Below are 22658 nucleotides of genomic sequence, written 5' to 3'. Positions count from 1 at the left end.
GCGTGAGTGAAGCAAGTGACCCACGGTGCCTGAGGGGCGGAAGTGACCGTTCCGGGCGGGCGCACGGGCCGGTGCTGCACTCGCGGAGACCACCACTCCGACGCGGGTGACCGGCGGGTGCGCGGACGCGCACCCCACCACTTCTGGCCGCCCCACCCTGCTCACCTCCGGCAACGACACCCGCCGCAGCGCGGACCGACTCCCCACCGACGGCGCCCCCGCCGGCCCCGTGCCCCGACGCGGCACGGGCGCCGCACCGCGCGAAGACCGTGCACCGCTGCCGGCCGCACGGCCCGGGCACCGACCCGACACGTCCCACGCCGTCGGACCCGGGCAGGCGCGGCCGCGCCGGCACCCACCGACACGAACCTTGGAGCGCTGCATGCCAGCGACTGACGAGTACTTGCACCGAGCCGCCTCGGACGTGCCCTACTTCAGCGCGGACGGCGAGACCTACCTGGCCCGCACCCCCCTGCGCGAACTCCGCAAGACGCGGGAGCTGCGGGTGCTGTCCGAGGAGCAGTTCGCCTTCTGGCAGACCTACGGCTACGTCGTCGTCGAGCAGGCGATCCCGGCGGACGCGGCCCGACGCCTGCTGGACTTCGCCTGGGACTTCCAGGGACTCGACCCCGACCACCCGGAAACCTGGTACGAGGAGCGCGAGTTCCGCTCGGAACTGGAACGGGACCTGCACGTCTACGGGTTCGTCGAGGCGTACCACCACCAAGCCCTCTGGGACAGCCGCCAGACCCGGCGGGTCTACGACGCGTTCGTCGACGTGTGGGACTGCGAAGAGCTCTGGGTGACCCTGGACCGGCTCAACCTCAACCCGCCCAACATCAAGAACCGCGACCGCGGGCTCATCGCACCGACCGAGCGCGGCTTCGACATCGCACTGCACTGGGACGTCGACACCTCGCTCGGGGTGCTGCCCCAACGGGTCCAGGGCATCATCGCCCTGAACGACACCGACGCCGACTGCGGCGGATTCCAGTGCGCGCCCGAACTGTTCCGCCGGTTCGAGCGCTGGCGGGCCCTGCAACCGGCCGACCGCGACCCGCTCCGCCCCGCCTTCGACCGCGCCGAACTCCCCGTCGTCCGACCCGAACTGGCCGCCGGCGACCTGCTGATCTGGAACGGCCTGCTGGCCCACGGGGTCGCCGCCAACACCTCGCGCGACAAGGTGCGCGCGGTCCAGTACCTCGCCATGATGCCGGCGCTCGCCTCGCACCACACGCTCACCGACTCCCGGATCGACTCCTGGCGGCACCTGCGGACCCCGGACTGGAACGCCACGCTCGTCGGCGACGCCACCCGGCACGAGTCCCTCAGGTACGGCACGCCCGACCTGACCGCACTGGGCGCCAGGCTCCTGGGCCTGGAGCCGTGGCACGGGCGGGAGCCCGCGGAGCCCAGGGGAGCACGCGCATGCGCAGAATCTGCCTGACCCTGCCCACCAACCGGGCCTGCACCGCCATGATCCGGGCCATCGGCGCGGAGGCCGCCCACGCGGCCGGGCACTTCGACGTCGAGGTCCACCTGGTGGTCCTGGACTCCTGCACCGCCCCGGTCTTCGCCCAACACGCCCGGGCACTCGGGGAACTGCCCGCGGTGCCGAACGTCGTCGTGCACCACCTGGACGAGGCCGCCCAGCGCGACTTCCTGTGGCAGGTGGTCGGCGACGCCGGCGTCACCAAGCCGGAACTGGTGCTGGACCTGATGCTCCCGGCCGACCCCTCCTACGGCGCCTGCACCAACCGTGCGTTCCTGATCGCCGCCGCCCTGGGGTGCCGGTCGGTCCACCGCCGGGACTCGGACAGCCGCTACCAGACCCTGGACGGCGCGCCGGTCTTCCCCATCCACCACGAACTCCGCTCGCTCGGCAAGCGCGCCGACGACGCCGCACCGGGCGTCACCCACAACGCCCTGGACCCGCTCCACGCCCACAAACCCGTGGCCATGGTGGGCAGTTCCTTCGTCGGCGAACTGTCCGTCGACGTTGACGAGATCCGCCGGGCCGACCCCGCCGTCTACAGCGACGTGGTCGGACTGTGGGCGCCCGGTGACTGGTCGGCCCAGGCCAGGCAAGAGCTCGTCGACGAGTCCTTCCGGGGCGCCGGGACGGAGCCGTTCCGCCAGGACCACTCCGTACTGACCCTGGTCGATCCCCTGCGGGTGGACATGTGCAACATCAGCTTCCACCACGTGCACGAACGGGTGCCGCTGCCGCCCGCCACCAACACCATCGGCAGCGACTACTTCCTCATCCACCTGGTGCACGACGCCACGCTGCCCGGCGTCCTCCACAACCGCAACATCGTGAACTTCCACACCGGCGAACGCCGGACCGGCCCGGGCTTCCTGGCCTACCAGACACGGTTCGCCAAGTTCTTCCTCTCCATGCTCTACTTCCACTTCGTCTACGACCGGATGGCCCGCGCCAACCAGGCCCTGCTCGACGACGACCAGCAGGTCCGCGCCGCCGCGATCGCCGCCTTCGTCCGGGAGAGCACCGAACTGGACCCGGCGGAGAACGTCCAGCGGCTCGACGTCCTCGACGCCTCCTACCGCAAACTGGGCGGGAAGTACGCCGCGTTCGCCGACGTCCTGGCCTCCCGCCGGGACCAGCTGCTCCACGAAGCCCGCCAGGACATGGCCGACTTCGCCCTGCTCATCGAGGCATGGGCGGCGCTGGTGGCGGCGAGCCGGGCCGCCGGGCCGCGGTGGCCCGCCCCGCAACCGGACCGGGCGGGCCGATGAGCCACCACAACCCGGCCCTGCACGCCGCACTGGCCGCCGCTTCCGAGGACCAGATCGTCCTCGACCTGGCCGGCATCGCCGACAACCACGCCACCCTGCAACGGGAGCTGCCCGGCGTGGCCGTCCGCTTCGCCATGAAGGCCTGTCCGATGGACGCCGTCCTCGCCTGCCTGGCGGAGCGGGGAGCGGGCGTCGACGCGGCCAGTCCGCGCGAGATCGCCCAAGCGCTGCGCGCCGGCGTGCCGATCGAGCGGATCCACTACGGCAACACCGTCAAGTCCGACCGGGACCTCGCCGAAGCCCACCGGCTCGGCGTCCGGGACTTCGCGACGGACAGCCTGGAGGACGTGGCGGCCGTCGCCGCCCACGCCCCCGGCGCCCGGGTGTTCTGCCGGTTGGCCACCGACGGGGACGGCGCGCTGTGGGGGCTCAGCAACAAGTACGGCTGCTCGCCCGCCGACGCGGTGCGGGTGCTGGCCGCGGCGCGGGACGCCGGACTGGTCCCGAACGGCCTGTCCTTCCACGTGGGTTCGCAGCAGATGACCGCGGACGCCTGGCGCCGGGCCCTCGACCGAACGGCCGAGACCTTGGTGGCCCTGCGCCGCCGCGGGCTGTCCGTGGCACGGGTCAACCTCGGCGGCGGCCTGCCGGCCCTGGGCTACGCGGACCGGCGCGGGCGCCCCCTCGACCCGCCCGTCGACAAGATCTTCGCGGTGATCCGGGAGGGCCTCGAACGTCTCCCGGAGGTCTGTGGACACCCCCTGGAGTTCCTGGTGGAACCGGGGCGCTACCTCGTCGCGGACCACGGCGCCGTGCGCGCACACGTGGCCCGGCTGACCACCCGCGAGCAGCCGGACGGCACCCGGCAGCGCTGGCTGTACCTGAGCGTGGGGAAGTTCAACGGCCTCTACGAGATGGACCAGTTGCAGTACCGGCTGGTCTTCCCCGGGCACGCCGGCACGGCCCGGCTGCCCGCCGTCGTGGCGGGCCCCACCTGCGACGGCGACGACGCCTTCGCCTCGGACGGCGGCCTGGTCGAGGTGCCCGCGGACCTCGCGTCCGGCGACCCGGTCTGGGTGCTGTCCTGCGGCGCCTACGCCATCAGCTACCTGACGCAGGGCTTCAACGGCTTCCGCCCGCTGCCCGCGGCCTGGATCCACGGCGAGGCCCCCGGGCGGGCCCGGCGGCCGGCCGCGGTGCCGCACCTCCGACCGGCCGCGGGAGGTGCCCGGTAGGTGAGCCACCACGCCCGCATCCGGCAGATCACGGACGACGACTGGGGCGGCATCGCCGCGCTGGAGTCCCGGGCCTACGCCGCGCTCGGCCTCTCGGAGGAGCCGGCCGCGCTGCGGTCCCGGGGCCACGCCTCGCCGGACACCTGCTTCGTGCTCGACCTCCCACACGGCCTGGCCGGCTACCTGTTGGCGCTGCCCTACCCGATGTTCCACTACCCGGACCTGGTCCGCGCGGAGGGCGTCGCAGCGGGGCACGCCGAAGGCCCGGCGGCCGGGACCGTCGTCCCGTCGCGCAACCTCCACCTGCACGACCTCGTCATCGCCGAACCGCTCCGCGGCCGGGGGCTCGCCGCGCGGCTGCTGCGCCACCTGACGGCCACGGCGCGGGCCGGCGGCTACGAGCAGCTCTCCCTCGTCGCGGTCGCCGGCAGCGGGACCTTCTGGGCCGCGCACGGGTTCGTCCGGCATCCCGGGGTGGTCCCGCCCGGTGAGTACGGCGGGCAGGCCGTCTACATGTCCAGGCCGGTGCGGGGCGACCGCACCGCGGCCCCGAAACCGGCCGGCGCGACGTCGCACGGTCCGGCACCACACCACCACGAAGGGGAATGATTTCCGGTGTTCCGCGTGCACGATCCCTTCCTGCGGGCGCAGTTGGCGATCGCCGCGCTGTTCTGCTCGCTGGGATTCCAGTACGCCACCTGGGCGTCCCGGATCCCCGCGATCAAGGCACAGCTCGGCCTGACCGCCGCCGAAGTGGGGGTGCTGCTGATGGCCACCGGAGTGGGCGCGGCGGTGTCGTTCCCCCTGGTCACGCTGTTGATGAACCGACTGGGAGCGAGGCGCCTGGCGCTGCTGTCCGCGCTCTGCCTGGCGCTGCTGCTGTTCGCGTTGGCGGCGGCCCCCAACTACCCGACGGCGTTGGTGGTCATGGGCGTCGATGGCGTGCTGGTGGGCGCGCTGAACGTCGCGATGAACGCCCAGGGCGCCGCGCTCGAAGCCAGGCACCGGCGCCACGCGATGGCCAAACTACATGCGACCTTCAGCGCCGGGTCCCTGGCGGCCGCGGTCCTGGCCTCGGCGGTGACCGCGGTGACCCCGGCCGTGACCGCGCACTTCGCGGTGGCCGCGGCGGTCCTGCTGCTGTTGGTGGGCTGCGCCGGGCCGGGCCTGCTGACCGAGGAGCAGCCGGCGGCGGCCCCCAAGGAACGGCAGGGCCGCCGCCGGTGGGCGCTGCCGTCCCGCCTGACGCTGTGGATGTGTTGCGCCATGGCCTTCGGCACGGTGACCGAGGGCGCCATGAACGACTGGTCCGCGCTGTACCTGAAGGACGTCGCCAAGGCGTCGGCCCAACTGGCGCCGATGGGCATCGCCGTGGTCTCCGGGGTGATGGTGCTGGCCCGGCTGTTCGCCGACGGCTGGCGCGGCCGCTGGGGGGACGGGACCGTCGTCCGCGCCGGCAGCGCACTGGCCGGGGTCGGGTTGGCCCTGGCCCTGTTGAGCGGCGGCGCGGTACCGGCCCTGATCGGCTTCGCCTGCGTCGGCCTGGGCATCGCGGCCGTCACCCCGTGCGTGTACGTGGCCGCGGCCGGCCAGGGCGCCCGGGCGCTGACGCTGGTCGCCGCGATGGGCACGCTCGGCCTGCTGGCCGGGCCGCCGTTCATCGGGTTCCTCGCCAACGCCGTCGGCCTGGCGTGGGGGATGGCGGCGGTCGCCGCCTCGGCGCTCGTCGTCACGCTGTGCGGCACGCGGATCCGCTGGCCGTCCCGCAGCACGCCGGCCGCCGCGGCCGCCGGAGAACCCGCCTGACGCCGCTGCGCCGCAGCCGCCGTCACCCCCGTCGAGGGGGGACGGCGGCTGCGGGCCGGGTCGGCCGGTGCCTCAGCAGGCGCCGAGGTCCTGCCAGACGCCCCCGTCACCGGAGGCGCCGGGCTCCTCACCCGTGGTCCACCACTTCGCCTTCCAGGTGTGCCCCTTGTACGAGACCTGCTGCCCGCCGGTGTAGACCGTGCCGCTGGTCCACGGGCTGGCCGTGCACTGGCTGCCGCTCCCGCCGGTGACGGTCAGCGCGAACGCCGTGCTGTGGCTGCCGGACGGGCCGGTGCCGGTGACGGTGAGGTGGTACGTCCCCGAAGCCGTCGCCGCGGTGGTGCTCACGGTCAGCGTCGAGGAGCCGCCTGCCGAGACCGCGGCGGGACTCAGTGCGGCGGTCGCCCCCTTGGGCGCCCCGGTGACCGTGAGCCGCACCGACTGCGCCGCGCCGGCCGTGACCGCGGTGCGCACCGTCGCGGTGGCCCGGCCGCCGGCGGCCACCGAGCCGCTGACGGGATCCGCGGTCAGTGAGAAGTCGTCGGCCGGCGCGGTGGCGCCGCGGGTGAACGGCTCGAAGACGTGGCTGAAGTCCCAGGTGTTCTGCGGGATGCTGGAGCAGGTGTCGCCGGACGGGGCGCCGGGACAGCTGCCGTTGTCCCGTTGCAACGCCCAGAACGACAGGGTGTTGACGCCCTTGGCCACCGCCCAGTCGTAGACCGCTTGCGCGTTGGCGAGGGAGAAGGTCTCGGCCGGGCCGAAGTCGTCGACGCCGGGCATCTCGATGATGCCGATCATGCCCCACAACTGGGCCGGGCTCTTGTCCGGGTAGAGCGGCGCGAGCTGGTCGTACAGCCCTTGGGCCGCGGTCCTGGTGTCCTTGGCCATGTCGTGGCCGGCGTTGTCGTAGTAGTCGAACGTCATGATGTTGGCGACGTCGACCCGGGCGCCGTTGCGCACCGCGCTCTGTAGTACGGCGAGTCCGCTGTCGGTGAGCCCGTGGGTCGTCGTCGGCAGGGTGTAGGAGATCTCGACGGTGCGGCCGTTGGCCTTCGCCCAGTCCTGGACGAGCTTGATGGCCTGGTTCCGGCGGTCGACGGCGGCGGAGTCGTCCAGCGAGTCGGCCTCGATGTCCATGTCGAGCCGGCTCACGTCGTACGTCGTGAGGACCTTCTCGTACGTGGCGGCGATCTGGTTGACGTCGGTGCAGCTGTCGGCGATCTCGGTGCCGGTGGTGTCCGCGGTGTACCCGCCGAAGGAGGGGATGACGTCACCCCCGTTCGCCTTGATCGTCTTGATGTCGTCGCCGAAGGAGGCCGGGGAGACCGGGGTGTCGGTGCTGCCGTTCCAATAGGCGGTGCAGGAGCCCTTGGCGGCGGTCTGGAGGAACGCCATCGTCAGGTGCTTGGCGCCGGACTGGGCGGAGAGCGCGGCGGGGCTCTCGCCCGTCCACGACTCGAAGTAGGGCGCGAACACATGGGCCGGTAACGGGGTGGCCGCGTGGGCCGCACCGCCGCCCAGGGCGGTCAGGCCGGCCGTGGCCACGGCGGTGACGGTTGCGGTGAGGACTGCTCGGAGGGTGCGCCTGCGTCTCATGGATGTCCCGAGGGTGAGGAGGGTGGGCCGCCAAGTCCCTTTGCCGGCAGCGGCGTTGCCTCTGGGATAGCCCCGAGATCAGGAGCATGTCAATGGACTGGACCAAGATAGGACTAGACCAATTCGCGGTGCCGGTCGCCACCGCCCTGCCCAGTGCGGACCCGCCGCGCTGGACCACGTCCGAGGGCCTCCGACGGCGCCGCCGACTGCCCTCGGCCGCGCCGGCCGCGCGCCACCGGTGCGCGCGGTCCGACCCGGGCCCGTCCTCGGCAGCGTCCGCCTCAGGCCCCCGCCTCCGGGCCGACGAGGGCGGGCAGGCTCACGTGGCCGTTGGTGAGGAACGACGGCAGGGGGACGAGCGCGTCGGCCGGCACCGCGAGGCGCAGCTCCGGGAAGCGGGCGGTGAGCATCCGCAGCGCCGTGGTGGCTTCCAGACGGGCCAGCGTGGCGCCCAGGCAGAGGTGGACGCCGTGACCGAACGAGAGGTGGGTCTTGTCGGGGCGGGTGGGGTCGAACCGGTCCGCGTCCGGCCCGTGCAGCGCGGGATGCCGGTTGGCCGCGGAGTACGCGGCGAGGATCGCCTGCCCCTTGCGGATGACGATGCCGTCCGCCACCGGGATGTCGGTGGTGGCGAACCGCATCGGCAGGAGCGGAACCGGCGCCTGCCAGCGCAGCGTCTCCTCGACCACGTCGCCCCAGGGCAGCGCGCCGGACCGGGCGGCGGCGAGGTGTTCGGGATGGCTGAGCAGCGCGACCAGGGCCTGGTCGATGAGGTTCACGGTGGTCTCGTACCCGGCGCTGATCACCAACAGCAGGGTGTCCCGCACCTCCTGGGGGGTGAGGCCGTGCCCCTGGCCCTCGGGGGCGCGGGCCTGGAGGAGGCGGGTGGTGAGGTCGTCGCCGGGTCGCTCCTGCTTCAGGGCGAGCAAGGCGTCCAGGGCGGCGTAGAGGTCCCGGGCGTTGGCGGCGGCCGCCTGCGCGGTGACGTCGGTGGCGAAGACGCCGTTGACGGCGCGGCGGAAGTCCGCCAGCAGGTGTGCGGGCAGGCCCATCAGGTGCGTGATGACGCGGATCGGCAGCGGAGCGGCGAACCGCTCGCGCAGATCCACCGCCTCGCCCGGCCGCGCGGTGGCGAGGTCGTCCAGCAGCTCCCGGGTGAAGCGCTCGATGTCCGGCTCCAGCGCGGTGATGGTCCGGGCCGCGAACGCGGGGGCGATCAGCAGCCGCAGGCGACGGTGCTCGGCGCCGTACGCGGTGAACATGTTCTCGACCGCCACCCACAGGTTCAGCGGCCAGTCGGCGGTCCGGTCGGGGAAGCGGTCCCAGTGCCGGTGCGGGTCCTTGGACACCCGGTCGTCCAGGAGCAGGCTCCGCAACAGCGCGGGGTCGGTGACGGCCCAGGCTTCCTCCCCGAGCACGTCGACCCGGGCCATCGGGCCGCGGGCCCGTAAGGAGGCGTCCTCGGCCTGGCGGTCGCGGCCGGCCGGGTCGAGGACGTGGGGGGACTGCTGAGGCATGACCTGCTCTCCTTCAGGACGGTGGCCGCGGAGGCGGAGCACGGGGGCGGGAGTGCAGGGGGAGTACGGCGCGGCCGGGGCGAACCCGTGGGGTGTGCGGAATCCGGGCACCGCGTCCGGGCAGTGGGGGGTGGGGCGGATTCCGAGTCCGCGATGACGGTGGTCGAGTCCTGGAAGGCACGGGCACCCTGCCCTATGGCTACCCGCGGAACGCGCCCGGCGGCACCCCCGGCGCCGCCCCGGCCGCACTCGACCGGAAGCGGTGCGCGAAGGCCGTTCCGAGCGGGGTGGGAGTGGGGGTTGGGGCCATCGGGGGACCGGTTGGGGCGCGCGGGACGGGGGCGGCGCCGGGCGCCCGCCGCGACGGATGCGGATCGGCCACCGGCGCCGCCGGGCGCGCCCGCGGGGTCAGTCGGCGGTGTACACCCGCCGCCCGCCCACGTACGTCTCCAGCACGGTGGCCCGGGCGATCTCCTCCGGTGGCGCGGTGAAGACGTCGCGGTCGAGGACCACCAGGTCGGCGAGGTGGCCGACGCGGAGCGTGCCGGCGTCGTCGAGTCCGTTGACGTGTGCGGAGCCGGCCGTGTACGCGGCGACCGCGGTGCCGAGGTCCAGGCGCTGTTCCGGCAGGAACACCCGCTCGTCGGCGGTGTCCGGCTCCTTGCGGTTGACCGCGACGTGCAGGCCGGCGAGCGGGTCGGGGCTGCTGACGGGCCAGTCGCTGCCGGCCGCGAGAGTGGCGCCGGCGCGCAGCAGGGAGCCGAACGGGTACTGCCAGCCGGCCCGTTCGGGGCCGAGGAAGGGGATCGTCAGCTCGTCCATCTGGGGTTCGTGGGCGGCCCACAGCGGTTGGATGTTGGCGATGGCGCCGAGCCGGGCGAACCGCGGCAGGTCGTCGGGGTGGACGACCTGGAGGTGGGCGAGGTGGTGCCGGGTGGCGCGCCGGCCGTTGGCGCTGCGGGCCGCCTCGACGGCGTCCAGGGCCTCGCGGACCGCACGGTCGCCGAGGGCGTGGAAGTGCACCTGGAAGTCCAACGCGTCCAGCGCGGTGACGTGCCCGCGCAGCGCCACCGGATCGACGAAGCTCATTCCGGTGTTCGTGGTCGCACAGCCGCAGGAGTCCAGGTAGGGGCTGGTCATGGCGGCGGTGAAGTTCTCCGCGATGCCGTCCTGCATGATCTTCACCGCTTGGGCCCGGAACCGGTCGTGGCTCAACTCGGCCCGCCGGGCGACCAGTTCGGGAATCTGCTCCGCGCCGCGTGCCCGGTCCCACCAGAGCGCCCCGGTGACCCTGGCGGTCAGGCTGCCGTCCCGGGCGGCGGTCAGATAGGCGTCCGAGGGGTCGCACTGGCCGTGGAAGGAACCGAGCAGCGCGTCCTGCCAGGCGGTGATGCCGAGGGAGTGCAGCAGTTCCTGCGCGCGCAGCAGTCCGGCCAGGCGGTCCGCGGCGGTGCGTTGCGGCACCAGCCGGGCGATCAGGCCGGTCGCGCCCTCCTGGAGGACGCCGCTCGGCGTGCCGTCGGGCTCGCGCTCGATCCGGCCGTCGGCGGGGTCGGGGGAGTCCTTGGTGAGGCCGGCCAGTTCGAGTGCGCGGGTGTTGACCCAGGCGCCGTGGTGGTCGCGGTTGGGCAGGTAGACGGGGCGGTCCGGCACGACCGAGTCGAGCAGCTGGCGGGTGGGCAGGCCGCCGGCGAAGCTCTCCAACGACCAGCCGCCACCGGTGATCCAGGCATGTGCGGGGTGCGCGTCGGCGAACTCGCGGATTCGCCGCAGGTACTCGTCGACGCCGACGGTCCCGGTGAGGTCGCACTCGGCGAGCTCCAGGCCGCCGAAAACGGCGTGGATGTGCGCGTCCTGGAAGCCGGACAGCAGCAACTTGCCGGTGAGGTCGACGACTTCGGTGGCGGGACCGATCAGCTCCCGCACGTCGTCGTGGCCGACGGCCGTGATGCGTTCGCCCGTCACGGCGAGACTGCTCGCCCGGGTGCGGGCGGGGTCTTGGGTGTGGATGGGGCCGCCGGTGAAGACGAGGTCGGCTGGGGTCATGGGAGTTCTCCCGTCGGGTCGGGGTCCGCGCACGATCCGCGGAGGCGGGGGACGGATACCGGGTTCGGAGGGAAGGGGCGAACGGAGGGCCGGCGGGCCGGTCAGTCACCCGGTGGCGCCGTGTCCCCGGCGGGGCGCGGCAGGAAGTAGGGTGCCCGCCGCCGCCAGCGGGCCCACGCCGCGAACGGCAGACCGGAGACGAGCATCAGGGCGACCACCGCCAACTCGAACCAGCCGTTGTCCGCGGCGAGCGCGAAGTGGTCCGTCGACCGGTAGAAGCCCCAGGCGAGGTACCCGCCGACGGCCAGCAGGACGAGCGCGCCCAGCAGCGGGGCCACGACCACCCGCAGCGCCTCGCCGGGCGCGGTGCGCAGCAGCGCGCGAAAGCGCACCGCCGCCGCGATCGCGGTGAGCGCGTAGTACAGCGCGACGACGATGCCGATGGCGTTCACCGCGGCGGATATCAGTGCGCCGACGGTGGGGATGACCAGCGACACCAGGGCCAGGACGGCGGCGATCGCGGTGATGAGCAGGGTGCCGGCGGCCGGGGTCCGGTGACGGGGGTGGAGCCGGGTCCACACCCGGCCCACGGTGCCGTCGCGGCCCATCGCGTACATACCGCGCGCGGTGGGGATGACCGCGGCCTGGAGGGACGCCGCGGCCGAGAAGGTCAGGGCGATCAACGGCAGCGCGGCGAGCGGCTGGTGGGCCAGCTTCGTGCCGAAGTACGTCAGCCCGTGCGCCCCGTTGTCGGCCAGTTCGCCCAACGGAAGGACCCGTTGGAAGGCCGTGCCGGCGAAGACGAACAGCAGCATCATGAGGGTGAGGGAGAGGAAGCCGCCGCGGGAGGCGTCGCGTGCGGTGCGCACCTCCTCGCCGACGCTGAAGACCGATTCGAAACCCCAGTAGCAGAACACCGCCAGCACCATGCCCTGGGCCAGCGCCTGGAGCGAGGGGATGGCGAACGGGTCGAACCACTCCGGCGACAGCGGCTGGTCGCCGGCGAACAGGCCGTAGCCGCAGAAGGCCAGCAGCACCGCGTACTCGAAGACCAACAGGTACTGCTGGAGCCGGGCGGCCAGGTCGAGTCCCCGCACGGCGATCAGGGCCGCGGCGAACAGGACGGCCAGCCCGATCAGGGTCGACTGGAGAGTGGAGTCGGGATCGAGGCTCAGCCCGCCGACGCGGTGGACGGCGGCCTCGCCGAGGAGTTGCAGGACGGCCGACCCGGTCACCGCGGTGGTGTAGGCCATGAAGACGACCGTGCCGACGACGTTCACCCAACCCGTCAGGAAGCCCAACCAGGGGTTGAGGAGCCGGCCCACCCACCGGTAGCTGCTGCCGGCGTCGGGTTCGACGCGGTTCAGGCGCCCGTACGCGCCGGCGATGGCCAGCACCGGCAGGAACGCCACCAGCATGATCGCCGGCAGGTGCAGCCCGACGACCCCGGCCATCAGCCCCAGGCCGATGCCGATGCTGGAGGTGGCCGCGGTGCTGGACGCGGCGATCACCAGCGCCCCGCCGACCCCGACGGACCTGCGCATGCCGGCCGGATCGGACCCGCCGGCCGACTCCGGCCGGGCGCTCGTGTCCTTGACCTTGGTTGTCAACGGATCACCGCCGTGTTCATGAGGAATCCGACCGGGCGGCCGGTTGGCTCGACATGAAAGCCGCCGGGCACTTCTCACGTCAATGACGTTGTCGTAAGGTCCGGGGCCATGGCAGAACGAGTGGTGCCCGAGCCGCAGCGGCGACGCCGACGACCGACCAGACAAGGCGTCGTGCTCTCCCGTCAGTTGATCGTCGAGACCGCGCTGCGCCTGGTCGGCCAGCACGGCGCCGAGGCCCTGACGGTGCGGCGGTTGGGCGCCGCGCTCGGCGCCGACCCCAGCGCCGTCTACCGGTACTTCCGCAACACCGACGACCTGCTCCTCGCCCTCGCCGACGAACTGATCGGACGCGCCCAGCACGGCTGGCGGCCCACCGGTGACTGGCGCGCCGACCTGCGCGAGATCGGCCTGCGCATCCACCGCGCGTACCAGGCACACCCCCAGGCGGCACTGCTGGCGGCCCACCGGACCACCGGGCGCAGCCACGAGATCCGCGCCGTCGAGGCGATCCTGGGAGTCCTGCGCGCGGCCGGTTTCCCGGACCCGGAGGCGGTCCGGATCTACCACGCCTTCGTCGACCAGAGCCTGGGCTTCGCCGCCCTCGACGCCGCCGCCCTGGCCCTGCCGCCCGCCGCACGGGCCGCCGACGACGAGGTCTGGCAGGCCGCCTACGGACGCCTGGCGGCCGACACCCACCCCCACATCGCGGCCACCGCACCCCTGTTGGCGGCCGACATGCGCCGCAGCGGCTACCCGTACGCGCTGGACCTGCTGCTGGCGGCCGCGGCGGCGCGCCTACCGCGACCGGACGGGCGACCCCCACGGCCCTGAGCGGGCCGATCGCCGCCCGGATTCCGGGGAGTTGGGCGGGGGCGCGCCGCTCAGCGCCTCGGTCGGACCCGTGCGGCCAGTTGCGGCACCAGGACGGAGGCGTCGACCGTGCCGAGCCCGGAAGCCAGGTCGTAGCCCGGGGTTGCCTGGAACCCGTAGGGGCCGTTGTCCCCTTCGGTGATGTCGACGACCCCGCCGTGCGGATCGCCGGCGAGGGCGTAGAGCGCCTCGTGGAGGGCGCCGAGCCGACGGCCGGCCTCCTGGTTGGCGAGGGCGACCAGCGCCGCGAACATGGGGGCGGCCTCGCTGGTGCCGCCCACCGGCAGCCAGCCCGCGCCCGCCGGGAGGAACCCCTGGTAGACGAGGGTGCCGCCGGACGCGGAGCCGTCCATGGAGATGTCCGGGGTACCGCGGCGCTCGCCCACCACGTCCGCCACCCGGTCCTGGTAGCGGGGGCGGGCGAAGGTCTGCGAGGGGCCGCCGCCGGTGGCGCCGGCCCGGTCGTGCCAGACGGTGTCCGGACCGGTGCGCCGGCCCTCGGCGTCGAGGTGCAGACGGGAGCCGCCCAGAGCGAGCACGCTGGGGTCGGAGGCCGGCCAGGAGACGGACCGGACGCGCTCGCGGCCCGGGCCGACGGGCGGCGCGGCACCGAAGTCGCCCGTGCTGGCGGTCAGCGTGGTGCCGCTCGCGACGACCTCGGCCAGCGCCGGGCTGAACGCGAGCAGGCCGTCGGCGGGCGCCTGGCTGTCGCCGGCGGCGGTGTACTCCTCGATGCCGTAGCTGATCGAGATCGCGTCGGGGCGGTGGTTGCGGACGCTCTGGGCGATCCCGTCGAGGATCAGGGCGGCGCCGACCGCCGCCGCCCGCCGGGTGTCCTGGGCGGACGGGGTGGTGGGTGTTCCGGGGGAGGGCGAGGCGTACGCGTGCTCGGGCAGGCCGATCTGGGTGACGACGATCTTCGCGTCCGGCGCCAGCATGTGCACCATCTGCGTGTCGAGCGTGGTCTCCAGGGCGGCGCCCGCCATCCGCGCGTTCTGCGCGTCGAACGGCGCGATGTGTCCGGCCGGCGCGTACCGGTCGACCGTCAGGTCCGGCAGGGGCAGTTTCATGGTCGTGCTGAACGTCTCCAGGTCCGCCCGCAGCGTGTCGGGCACGACCTCCTCCCAGACCACGACCGTCCGGCCCTTGCCGGTGATGCCGGCGGCGTCGAGCTTGTCGACGCCGTACGCCCGGCGCACCGCGTCGGCGGCGTAACAGGCGGAGCCGAGCACCCGGCGGCAGACGGCCTGGGTCGGGACGTGTTTGAACGGCTGGGCCGTGGCGGTCGGCGCGGCCGACATCGAGGAGGCGGCACGCGCCGCCGCCGACGACACCGTCCCGGTGCGTCCGGCACCGGCACCGCCCGCGCAGGCCGGGAGGGCGGCGATCAGGGCCGCGACCGACGCGGCGGCGAGGCGACGGCGCAGGGGCAGCGAGCTCGGAATGATCACACCTCGATCATGACCAGTGGCTGCTCCCGGCGCCCCTCGCACTGGTCCGTCGGTGCCGCGCCGCGCCGCGTCCGGTCCATGGGAGCCCCCGGGGACAGGCGTCAGTGCCGCCGGCCCACGTGGCCGTCGGGGCGCACGTGCACGGAGGTGCCCGCCGAGGCGTCGTACGCGCGGTGGGCATGCCCGTGGGTGTCGACGACGTGCGGGCCGGACGGGGACTGGCCGGGGCGCAGCACCGCGAAGGCGTGCGGCGCGTCCGGGGCGGCGACGCCGAACGTCAGGTGGGTGGCGTGCGGGCCGCGGTAGAGGTCGAAGAGCCGGACGGGCCGGCCGTCGGCGTCGGTGACGGGGGCGTCCGGCGCGCGGTCACCGGCCACGAGGCTTCCCTCGGTCGTCCGGTAGCTCACGTCCAACTGGCGGGTGTTCGCCCCGCGTTCGTGGGCGTCCTCGGCGCCGTCCCGGTGCTTCTGGAGCAGTCGGGAGCTGATCGCGAGGACCCGTTCGGCGGTCGCGCGCCGTTCTGCCTGGTAGCTGTCGAGCAGGTCGGGCGCGCCGTCGGCCAGTTTCCAGCCGAGGTTGTAGGCGTCCTGCACACCGGTGTTGAGGCCCTGGCCGCCGGTGGGCGGATGGACGTGCGCGGCGTCGCCGGCGAGGAAGACCCGACCGCTGCGGAAGCGCTCGGCCAGGCGGATGTTCGGCCGCCAGACGGTCGACCAGGCGAGCCGGCCCAGCCGGACCCCCGCACCCATGGCGTCCAGCTTGCCCTGGAGGGTCTCCACCGAGGCTTCGTCGTCGTCCTCGCAGAGCGGCGCGTTGAACTGGAACAACCCCGGGGTGCTGGGCAGCGGGCTCAGGCCGACGCCGGACCAGGGGGCGTCGGCGCGGGCGAACCAGTAGCCCCAGTCGTGGTCCAGGGCGTCGGCGGTCACGTCGCCGAGCAGCATCCGCACGCTCTCGTCCGTCGTTCCCCGGAACGGGATGCCCAGGGCCTTGCGGACGGTGCTGCGCCCGCCGTCGGCGCCCACCAGGTAGGCGGCGCGGACGGTCTCGCCGTTGGAGAGGCGGACCGTCACGCCGTCCGCGTCCTGGGTGAAGTCGACCAGTGCGGTGCCGAGCTCGACGCGGGTGCCGAACGCGGCGAGGCGGTCCCGCAGGATGCGCTCGGTCTGCGACTGGCCGAGGACCCAGGCATTGGGGTAGGGCACGTCGGGGGTGGGGTCGAGGAGCGCGGCCGTCCGCCGGTCCGTGACGTGCGCCCCGTCGAGGTGCACGCGGACCGTCGGCACCACCCGTCCCTGCTGGAGGACCGCGTCGAGCACGCCCAGGTCCTCGAAGACTTCCAGGGTGCGGGGCTGGAGGCCGTCGCCCCGCGAGCCGTCGAAGTGCGCGTCCGCCTGGTCGACGACGCGCACGGCGAGTCCCCGTCGTGCCAGGTCGATGCCCAAGGTCAGTCCGGTGGGACCGGCGCCGGCGATGATCACGTCCATGGTCGAACCTCGTTTCTGAATCTCGATTCAGTGAATGTGAATTCAGTATGTTGGTTGGTACTGTTCCCCGTCAAGGAGGTGCCGTGAAGCGCAAGGAGAGAGCGGCGGAGACCGAGGCCGCCCTGAAGGCCGCCGCCAAGCGGGTGTTCGCCGAACGCGGCTACCTCAACACGAAGATCACGGACATCACCGCCGAGGCCGGACGCGCGGCGGGCTCCTTCTACAACCACTTCGCCGGCAAGGAAGCCCTGCTCGAAGCGCTCATGGCCGACATGGCGGCCGACGGCGACTCGTGGGCCGCCGCCCCCGGGCACCGGCCGGACTTCACCGATCCGCAGGCGGTCCGCGAACACGTCGCGGTGTACGTCCGCCGCTACCGCGAGCACGCCGTGACGCTGCGCGCCATGCGGGAGGCGGCCCTGGTCAACGAGGGCTTCGCGGCCACCGTCGATCGCTTCGCGGCGAGCGAGACGGCCGACCTGCTCGGTCACGTCGCCCACGTCGCCGAGGCGGGGCGCCGGCTACCCGCCGCTCCGGAGACCGCCCTGCGCATGGCGTTCTCGATGGTCCACGCTTTTCTCCAGGCCCGGCAGCAGCAGGCCGACCCGGCCACCGAGGAGGAGACGGTCGAGGCGCTGACCCGTTTCGTCTACCGCGGTCTCAACGGCCGCGACTATTGAGCGCCGCCGACCCCCGTCACCAGGCACTCAGTGCACCTGACGCCCCTCGCCGACCGCCGAGCTGTGCTACGGTTGAGAAGTTGCAGTTGTGGTACCCATGAACCCATGTGCGCCTGACGGGAATGTTTCTCCTTCAGGCGCCTTGTTTGTTTTTCCGGCATCTCCGGATGGGTCCTTTGTTTACCAGAAGGAGAAAGTCATGGCACAGGGAACCGTGAAGTGGTTCAACGCCGAAAAGGGTTTCGGCTTCATTCAGCAGGACGGCGGCGGCCCGGACGTCTTCGCCCACTACTCGAACATTCAGTCCCAGGGCTTCCGTGAGCTCCAGGAGGGCCAGCGGGTCTCCTTCGACGTCACGCAGGGTCAGAAGGGCCCCCAGGCGGAGAACATCGTCCCCGCCTGAGTGCCGGACGCGTATCCGCTAGCCGGGGTCCGCACCGCAGTGGTGCGGACCCCGGTTTGCGCTGTTTTCAGGAAGGCACATAACCGCATGTCCCGCAGGTCCCAGAAGTCGAATCGGCGCGCCGCGTCGCCCGCGTCGTCCGCACCGTCGTCGAGGGAGTTCCGGCTGCCGGAAAACACGACACCCGCACTTCCCGCCGTCGAGGACTTCGCCGGCCTGGACATGCCCGCGGGGCTGCTGAAGACCCTCACCGCACAGGGCGTGACCACCCCGTTCCCCATTCAGGCCGCCACGCTGCCCAACTCGCTCGCCGGCCGCGACCTGTTGGGACGCGGACGCACCGGGTCCGGCAAGACCCTCGCGTTCGGATTGGCGCTGCTGGCCCGCACGGCCGGACAGCGGGCGGAGTCCAAGGCCCCGCTGGCCCTCGTACTGGTGCCCACCCGTGAACTCGCGCAGCAGGTGACGGACGCGCTGACCCCCTACGCGACCGCGGTGAACCTCCGCCTGGCGACCGTGGTCGGCGGGCTGTCCATCACCAAGCAGGCCAGCACGCTCCGCCGTGGCGTCGAGGTGCTCGTGGCGACCCCGGGCAGGCTCAACGACCTGGTGGAGCGCGGCGACTGCGTGCTGGACGGCGTCCGCATCACGGTGCTGGACGAGGCCGACCAGATGACCGACATGGGCTTCCTGCCGCAGATCACCAAGCTGCTCCAGCACGTGCGGTCCGACGGGCAGCGCATGCTCTTCTCGGCCACCCTGGACCGCAACATCGACCGCCTGGTGCAGCGGTTCCTGACCGACCCGGTGGTGCACTCCGTGGACCCCTCCGCGGGCGCGGTGACCACCATGGAGCACCACGTGTTCCACGTCCAGGACGAGACCGACAAGAAGGCCGTCACGACGCGCATCGCGGCCCGCGACGGCCGGGTCATCCTCTTCCTCGACACCAAGCGGTCCGCTGACCGGCTCGCCAAGCGGCTCCTGGCCGTCGGTGTCCGAGCGGCGGCCCTGCACGGCGGCCGTTCCCAGCCGCAGCGCAACCGCACCCTGGAACAGTTCAAGAACGGCCAGGTCACCGCGTTGGTGGCGACCAACGTCGCGGCCCGCGGCATCCACGTCGACGATCTCGACCTGGTCGTGAACGTCGATCCGCCCACCGACCACAAGGACTACGTCCACCGCGGCGGTCGCACCGCGCGCGCCGGCGGCTCCGGCAGCGTGGTCACCCTGGTCCTGCCCGCCCAGAAGCGGGAGGTCACCCGGCTCATGTCGGACGCCGGCATCCGTCCCCGGACGGCCCGCATCACGTCCAGCGACGCGGAACTGGCCACCATCACCGGTGCCCGGGAGCCCTCCGGCGTGGCCGTCGTCCTCGAAGTTCCCCAGCAGGCGGCACCGTCCGCGGCCCGCTCGGACCGGAAGCCCGGCACCGAGGGCGCTCGGCGGTCCGGCCGTCGACGCCGCAGCGGTGGCGGGACCGGAACCGGAACCGGAGCGGCGGCGACCGCTGCCGGCGCGAGTGCGGGACGCCGGGGCCGTCGGGGCGCGGCCGGAGCGGCCGTGGGCGGCGCAGCCAGCGGCGGCGGCGCCACCAACGGCGGCCGCGGTTCCACCCGCCGCAAGGCGGGCGGCGGGGCCACCGGCGGTGCGGGTGGCGCGGGCGGCCGCGGTGCCGACCGGCGGGGTGGCCGCCGTCCCGCCGCTTCCTGAGTTCCGTCACGGGGGACGCTGAGCGCCTCCCCGCCCGGTCGCCCGGCTGGTGCGCACGTCCCGGCCGTCACGACGGAGCACCTCACCGCGATGCCGAACGGTCCCCGGGGCGACGGTGGTTGACGGTGCGCCGAGACGTCCGGAACCGGCCCGCCACGCGCCTGCGCGTGGCGGGCCGCTTCGTCGGGGCGGGGCTCACCCGGTCGGTTCGGTGCGGGCCATGGCGAACTCCCGGCGGGGTTCGCCCGGGCGCACCGGCTGCACCCGCCCGGTGCGCTGGAAGCCGTGCCGGGCGTAGAGCCGCTCCGCGCGGTCGTTCTCCTCGGCGACCCGGAGCTCGACCCGGGGGCAACCGTGGTCCTTCGCCCACCGCAACGCCGCCCGCACCAGGAGATCCCCCACCCCGCGTCCGCGGCCGTCGGGGTGCACCCACATCGACACCAGTTCCGCACGGCCCGCCTCGACCGGCACGATGCCGATCAGCCCGTACGTCCGATCGCCGTCCTGCGCGACGAACTGGTTGCGCCGGGCGAGGCGTTCGCGCCACCTGTCCTCCGTGAACGCCTGCTCCGACTCCCACGTGGCGCCGAACGCCTCCGGGGCGTCCGCGAGCGCGGCCAGGCGAACGGTGCGGTACAGAGCCCAGTCCTCGACCGCGAGGGGGCGCACGGAGAGCGTCGTCATGCGCGAGACCCTGACGCCCACGGCGATCGTGCGCAAGGGACAGGGGTGACGGCGCGCGGCGGACTGGTCCCGGCATCCATCCTCTGACTAAGGTCAGAGGATGGATGCGACGCAGATCGACCAGGTGCGGCGCTTCAACCGCGCCGTCACGGAACGCGTGGGCGTGCTGCACGACCGCTACCTCGGGCGGGACCGGCCCATCGGCGAGGCCCGGTTGCTGTGGGAGATCGGCGAGCAGGGGCAGGACGTGCGGTGGTTGCGCGAGCGCCTGGGACTGGACTCCGGGTACGTCAGCCGGTTGTTGCGGTCGTTGGAGGGTGACGGCCTGGTGACGGTGCAGCCGCAGCCCAGGGACCGGCGGGTGCGCACCGTCCGGCTCACCGAGGCCGGCCGTGCGGAACGCGCCCTGGTGGACCGCCGCAGCGACGAGTTGGCCGGCTCCCTGCTCGAACCGCTCAACGCCGTCCAGCGCGACCGGCTGGTGACCGCGATGGCGGAGGTCAACCGGTTGCTGACCGCCGCGACGGTCGTGTTGCACCCCGTGGCCCCGGACCACCCCGATGCCCAGTACTGCTTGCAGTCCTACTTCGGAGAGTTGCGGGAGCGGTTCGCTTCGGGCTTCGACCCGGTGCGCAGCCTGCTCCCCGATGCGGGTGAACTCCAGCCCCCGCAGGGCCTGTTGCTGGTCGCCCGGCTGCACGGCGAACCGGTCGGCTGCGCCGGCCTGAAGCTGCCGCCCGGCGCACCGGCCGAGATCAAGCGCATGTGGGTCGCGCCGCAGGCCCGGGGGCTGGGCCTGGGGCGCAGGTTCGTGGCCGAACTGGTGGCGCAGGCCGCCCGGCACGGCTGCGACGTGCTGCGCCTGGACACCAACGAGGCACTCTCCGCCGCGATCGGCCTCTATCGCTCCTGCGGCTTCGAGGAGGTCGCCGCCTTCAACGACGAGCCCTACGCGCACCACTGGTTCGAGAAGCGGATCACCGGAGCGCCGCCCGGGTGAGGGCCTCCTGGTGCGCCAGCACCTTCGTCCGGGCCTCGGCCGGTAGGGGAGGGCCCGCGTCGAGGAGGCGGGGCAGCAGTTCGCGTCGGGTGGTCAGGGCGTGGAACATCAGCGCGACGGTGACGTCGTGGTCGGGCCGGTGCTCGACGCGCACCGGGTCGCCGGCGCGGATCTGGCCGGGCGTCAGGTCCCGCAGGTACGCGCCGGGTACCGCGGCCCGGGTGAGGAGTTTGACCCGGCCGGGTTCGTCGAACCAGCCTTGGAAAGTGCGGCAGGGGACCCGTGGTGACGTGACCTCCAGCAGCAACTCCCCTCCGACGCGCCAGCGTTCGCCGATGCGGGCGTCGGTGACTTCCAGGCCGGTGGTGGTGAGGTTCTCGCCGAAGACGCCGTTGGGGCGGTGAGGCTCCGCCCCACGTTCACGGTCAGCAGCGTTGCGGTCTGCGCGCTCATGAGCGAAAGAGTGAGGCGTGTGAATGGCGGCGGCCACTACTTTTAGTCGTTGTCCAAAAGTATTTCTAGTTCAAGTCGGGGGTGCGGAGGGCCGCCAGGAAGCCGTCGACCGCCGCGGTCTGGGCCTGGGCGGGGAAGCGGTCCGGGTCGAACAGGGCCTGGACGGTCAGGCCGTGGGCGAACGCGACCACTGTCGCGGAGAGTTGGTCGAGATCGGCGTCGGCGGGGAGCTCGTCCAGGGTGCGGGCGGCGGCCAGGTGGGGGCGGAGCGCGGCGCGGATGCGGGCGTAGCGGTCGGCCTGGTCGGCGTGCAGGCCCGGGTCGGTCAGGGCCTGGTCCCAGGAGCCGACCCAGATCCGGTTGCGGGCGGTGTTCTCCTCGCCGATCGGCAGCAGGTCCAGGAGGGCGGCGCGGAGGGCGGCGAGCCCTGGTCGGGGGTGCGGGCGGCGGGGGCGCTCCGCGCCGTCCTTCTCCAACAGTTCGAGGGCGTGCGCGATCAGGGCCCGTTTGGTCGGGAAGTAGTGCATGACCAGGCCGGTGGAGACGTCCAACTCGGCCGCCACGGCGCGCAGGGTCAGGCCGCCGAAGCCCTTGGCGGCCAATATGCGCCACACCGCTTGGGAGACGCGCTCGCGGCGGGATGCGTGATCGACGGGGGCGGGAGGAGGCATGGGGATTAGAGTACGTACCGAACGCTTGTTACGTACCGTGGATGCAGACGGAGGACCCATGTTCGCCTTGCCGCTCGATGACGGCGCCCAACTGCGGCCCCTGGAGCCCTGGCAGGCGCCGGAGTTCCTGGCCCACATAGAGCGTGCGCGGCCGACCGTGGACCCCTGGATCCCGTGGGCGACCCGCAGCACCGACCTGGTGACCGCGCTCACCGTCCTCCAGGGCTACGCGGACGGCCAAGCCAAGGACGGCGCCCGCATCTATGGCATCTGGTTGGACGGGGTGCTGGTCGGCGGCGTGATGTTCACGCAGTTCGACGCGGCGCTGGGAGTCTGCGAGATCGGCTGCTGGTTGGAGTCGGCGGGGGAGGGACGCGGTCTGGTGCACCGCGCCAGCCGACTGCTGATCGACTGGGCCTTCCGGGAGCGCGGGATGAGCCGCGTGGAGTGGCGGACGACGCCCACCAACAAGCGCAGCGTCGCGGCGGCGCGCCGGCTCGGCATGCGTCGCGACGGGGTGCTGCGCCAGCAGTTCCCGTACCGGGGCGTCCGGCAGGACACGGAGATCTGGTCCGTCCTGGCGGACGAGTGGGACGGGTGAGCGGCCGGGACCATCGCCCCGCACCTCGCCACCCGCTCCGCCCCGGACCGCAGTCGACTCCGCGCCGCGTGACGC

At 73.3% G+C, this 22658-nt stretch carries 19 protein-coding genes and 1 pseudogene; 11 read left to right on the top strand and 9 right to left on the bottom strand.

The window, feature by feature from the left end; genetic code table 11:
* Positions 1–382: 382 nt before the first annotated feature.
* Genes ACJ6WD_RS20070 through ACJ6WD_RS20050 form a run of 5 tightly spaced genes read left to right on the top strand, consistent with a single transcriptional unit; the run spans position 383 to position 5801 of the window.
* Positions 383–1447, top strand: a complete 1065-nt coding sequence (locus ACJ6WD_RS20070; RefSeq protein WP_407616277.1) for a phytanoyl-CoA dioxygenase family protein — start codon at positions 383–385, stop codon at positions 1445–1447.
* On the top strand, positions 1429–2760 hold the full coding sequence (locus ACJ6WD_RS20065) for a DUF6271 family protein (RefSeq protein ID WP_407616276.1): 1332 nt from the start codon (positions 1429–1431) through the stop codon (positions 2758–2760). The genes ACJ6WD_RS20070 and ACJ6WD_RS20065 overlap by 19 nt, the downstream gene beginning before the upstream one ends.
* A complete protein-coding gene (locus ACJ6WD_RS20060) occupies positions 2757–3995 on the top strand; it encodes a type III PLP-dependent enzyme (RefSeq protein ID WP_233657494.1) in 1239 nt (412 codons plus the stop codon). Before ACJ6WD_RS20065 ends, ACJ6WD_RS20060 begins: the two co-directional genes overlap by 4 nt.
* Positions 3996–4604 carry a GNAT family N-acetyltransferase gene (locus ACJ6WD_RS20055; RefSeq protein WP_233657493.1) on the top strand — a complete coding sequence of 203 codons (609 nt, stop codon included), beginning with the start codon at positions 3996–3998 and terminating at the stop codon, positions 4602–4604.
* 6 nt (positions 4605–4610) lie between these two features.
* Positions 4611–5801 carry an MFS transporter gene (locus tag ACJ6WD_RS20050; RefSeq protein ID WP_233657492.1) on the top strand — a complete coding sequence of 397 codons (1191 nt, stop codon included), beginning with the start codon at positions 4611–4613 and terminating at the stop codon, positions 5799–5801.
* A 72-nt stretch (positions 5802–5873) separates the two neighbouring features.
* Here ACJ6WD_RS20050 and ACJ6WD_RS20045 read toward each other — a convergent pair whose 3' ends face one another.
* The 4 genes from ACJ6WD_RS20045 to ACJ6WD_RS20030 form a co-directional block, all read right to left on the bottom strand.
* Entirely contained in the window at positions 5874–7397 is a 1524-nt protein-coding gene (locus ACJ6WD_RS20045) for a glycosyl hydrolase family 18 protein (RefSeq protein ID WP_407616275.1), read from the bottom strand.
* Positions 7398–7678: 281 nt separating this feature from the next.
* Positions 7679–8914, bottom strand: a complete 1236-nt coding sequence (locus ACJ6WD_RS20040) for a cytochrome P450 (protein WP_376447264.1) — start codon at positions 8912–8914, stop codon at positions 7679–7681.
* 408 nt (positions 8915–9322) lie between these two features.
* Positions 9323–10960 (bottom strand): amidohydrolase, encoded by a 1638-nt coding sequence (locus tag ACJ6WD_RS20035; protein ID WP_407616274.1) that lies wholly within the window; start codon positions 10958–10960, stop codon positions 9323–9325.
* A 101-nt stretch (positions 10961–11061) separates the two neighbouring features.
* Positions 11062–12570, bottom strand: a complete 1509-nt coding sequence (locus tag ACJ6WD_RS20030) for an APC family permease (protein WP_407616273.1) — start codon at positions 12568–12570, stop codon at positions 11062–11064.
* 108 nt (positions 12571–12678) lie between these two features.
* Between ACJ6WD_RS20030 and ACJ6WD_RS20025 the strand changes: the two genes are divergently transcribed.
* Positions 12679–13401, top strand: coding sequence for a TetR/AcrR family transcriptional regulator (locus tag ACJ6WD_RS20025; protein ID WP_233657488.1), 723 nt, complete (start codon positions 12679–12681; stop codon positions 13399–13401).
* 50 nt (positions 13402–13451) lie between these two features.
* On the opposite strand, the gene ACJ6WD_RS20020 is transcribed toward ACJ6WD_RS20025, so the two are convergent.
* Positions 13452–14891 (bottom strand): S53 family peptidase, encoded by a 1440-nt coding sequence (locus tag ACJ6WD_RS20020; protein ID WP_331246379.1) that lies wholly within the window; start codon positions 14889–14891, stop codon positions 13452–13454.
* 101 nt (positions 14892–14992) lie between these two features.
* The gene (locus ACJ6WD_RS20015) at positions 14993–16378 is read right to left on the bottom strand and encodes an FAD-dependent monooxygenase (protein ID WP_233657486.1); all 1386 of its coding nucleotides are present in this window, start codon (positions 16376–16378) and stop codon (positions 14993–14995) included.
* 83 nt (positions 16379–16461) lie between these two features.
* On the opposite strand from ACJ6WD_RS20015, the gene ACJ6WD_RS20010 reads away from it, so the two are divergent.
* The 3 genes from ACJ6WD_RS20010 (at position 16462) to ACJ6WD_RS20000 (ending at position 19174) form a co-directional block, all read left to right on the top strand.
* Entirely contained in the window at positions 16462–17058 is a 597-nt protein-coding gene (locus tag ACJ6WD_RS20010) for a TetR/AcrR family transcriptional regulator (RefSeq protein ID WP_233657485.1), read from the top strand.
* A gap of 199 nt (positions 17059–17257) precedes the next feature.
* Positions 17258–17461, top strand: coding sequence for a cold-shock protein (locus ACJ6WD_RS20005; protein ID WP_016578941.1), 204 nt, complete (start codon positions 17258–17260; stop codon positions 17459–17461).
* An 87-nt stretch (positions 17462–17548) separates the two neighbouring features.
* Positions 17549–19174: a DEAD/DEAH box helicase gene (locus ACJ6WD_RS20000; protein ID WP_407616272.1), complete on the top strand. Its 1626-nt coding sequence runs from the start codon at positions 17549–17551 to the stop codon at positions 19172–19174.
* A gap of 195 nt (positions 19175–19369) precedes the next feature.
* Here the strand turns inward: ACJ6WD_RS20000 and ACJ6WD_RS19995 are convergent, their stop codons facing one another.
* Positions 19370–19858 carry a GNAT family N-acetyltransferase gene (locus ACJ6WD_RS19995; protein ID WP_376446538.1) on the bottom strand — a complete coding sequence of 163 codons (489 nt, stop codon included), beginning with the start codon at positions 19856–19858 and terminating at the stop codon, positions 19370–19372.
* A 100-nt stretch (positions 19859–19958) separates the two neighbouring features.
* On the opposite strand from ACJ6WD_RS19995, the gene ACJ6WD_RS19990 reads away from it, so the two are divergent.
* Positions 19959–20858, top strand: coding sequence for a GNAT family N-acetyltransferase (locus ACJ6WD_RS19990; protein ID WP_407616271.1), 900 nt, complete (start codon positions 19959–19961; stop codon positions 20856–20858).
* On the opposite strand, the pseudogene ACJ6WD_RS19985 reads toward ACJ6WD_RS19990, so the two are convergent.
* Positions 20836–21318, bottom strand: a pseudogene (locus ACJ6WD_RS19985) (MOSC domain-containing protein); the annotation flags it as partial. The gene ACJ6WD_RS19990 and the pseudogene ACJ6WD_RS19985 overlap by 23 nt on opposite strands.
* 58 nt (positions 21319–21376) lie before the next feature.
* Entirely contained in the window at positions 21377–21982 is a 606-nt protein-coding gene (locus ACJ6WD_RS19980) for a TetR/AcrR family transcriptional regulator (RefSeq protein WP_331246384.1), read from the bottom strand.
* A gap of 58 nt (positions 21983–22040) precedes the next feature.
* On the opposite strand from ACJ6WD_RS19980, the gene ACJ6WD_RS19975 reads away from it, so the two are divergent.
* A complete protein-coding gene (locus tag ACJ6WD_RS19975; protein WP_233657480.1) occupies positions 22041–22583 on the top strand; it encodes a GNAT family N-acetyltransferase in 543 nt (180 codons plus the stop codon).
* The last annotated feature ends 75 nt before the right edge of the window (positions 22584–22658 follow it).

The organism is Streptomyces sp. VTCC 41912, assembly GCF_045799175.1.
GTDB lineage: Bacteria > Actinomycetota > Actinomycetes > Streptomycetales > Streptomycetaceae > Streptomyces > Streptomyces albulus_C.
The sequence above is the reverse complement of the archived record's forward strand: the minus strand, read 5'-3'. Positions and strand labels throughout refer to the sequence as shown.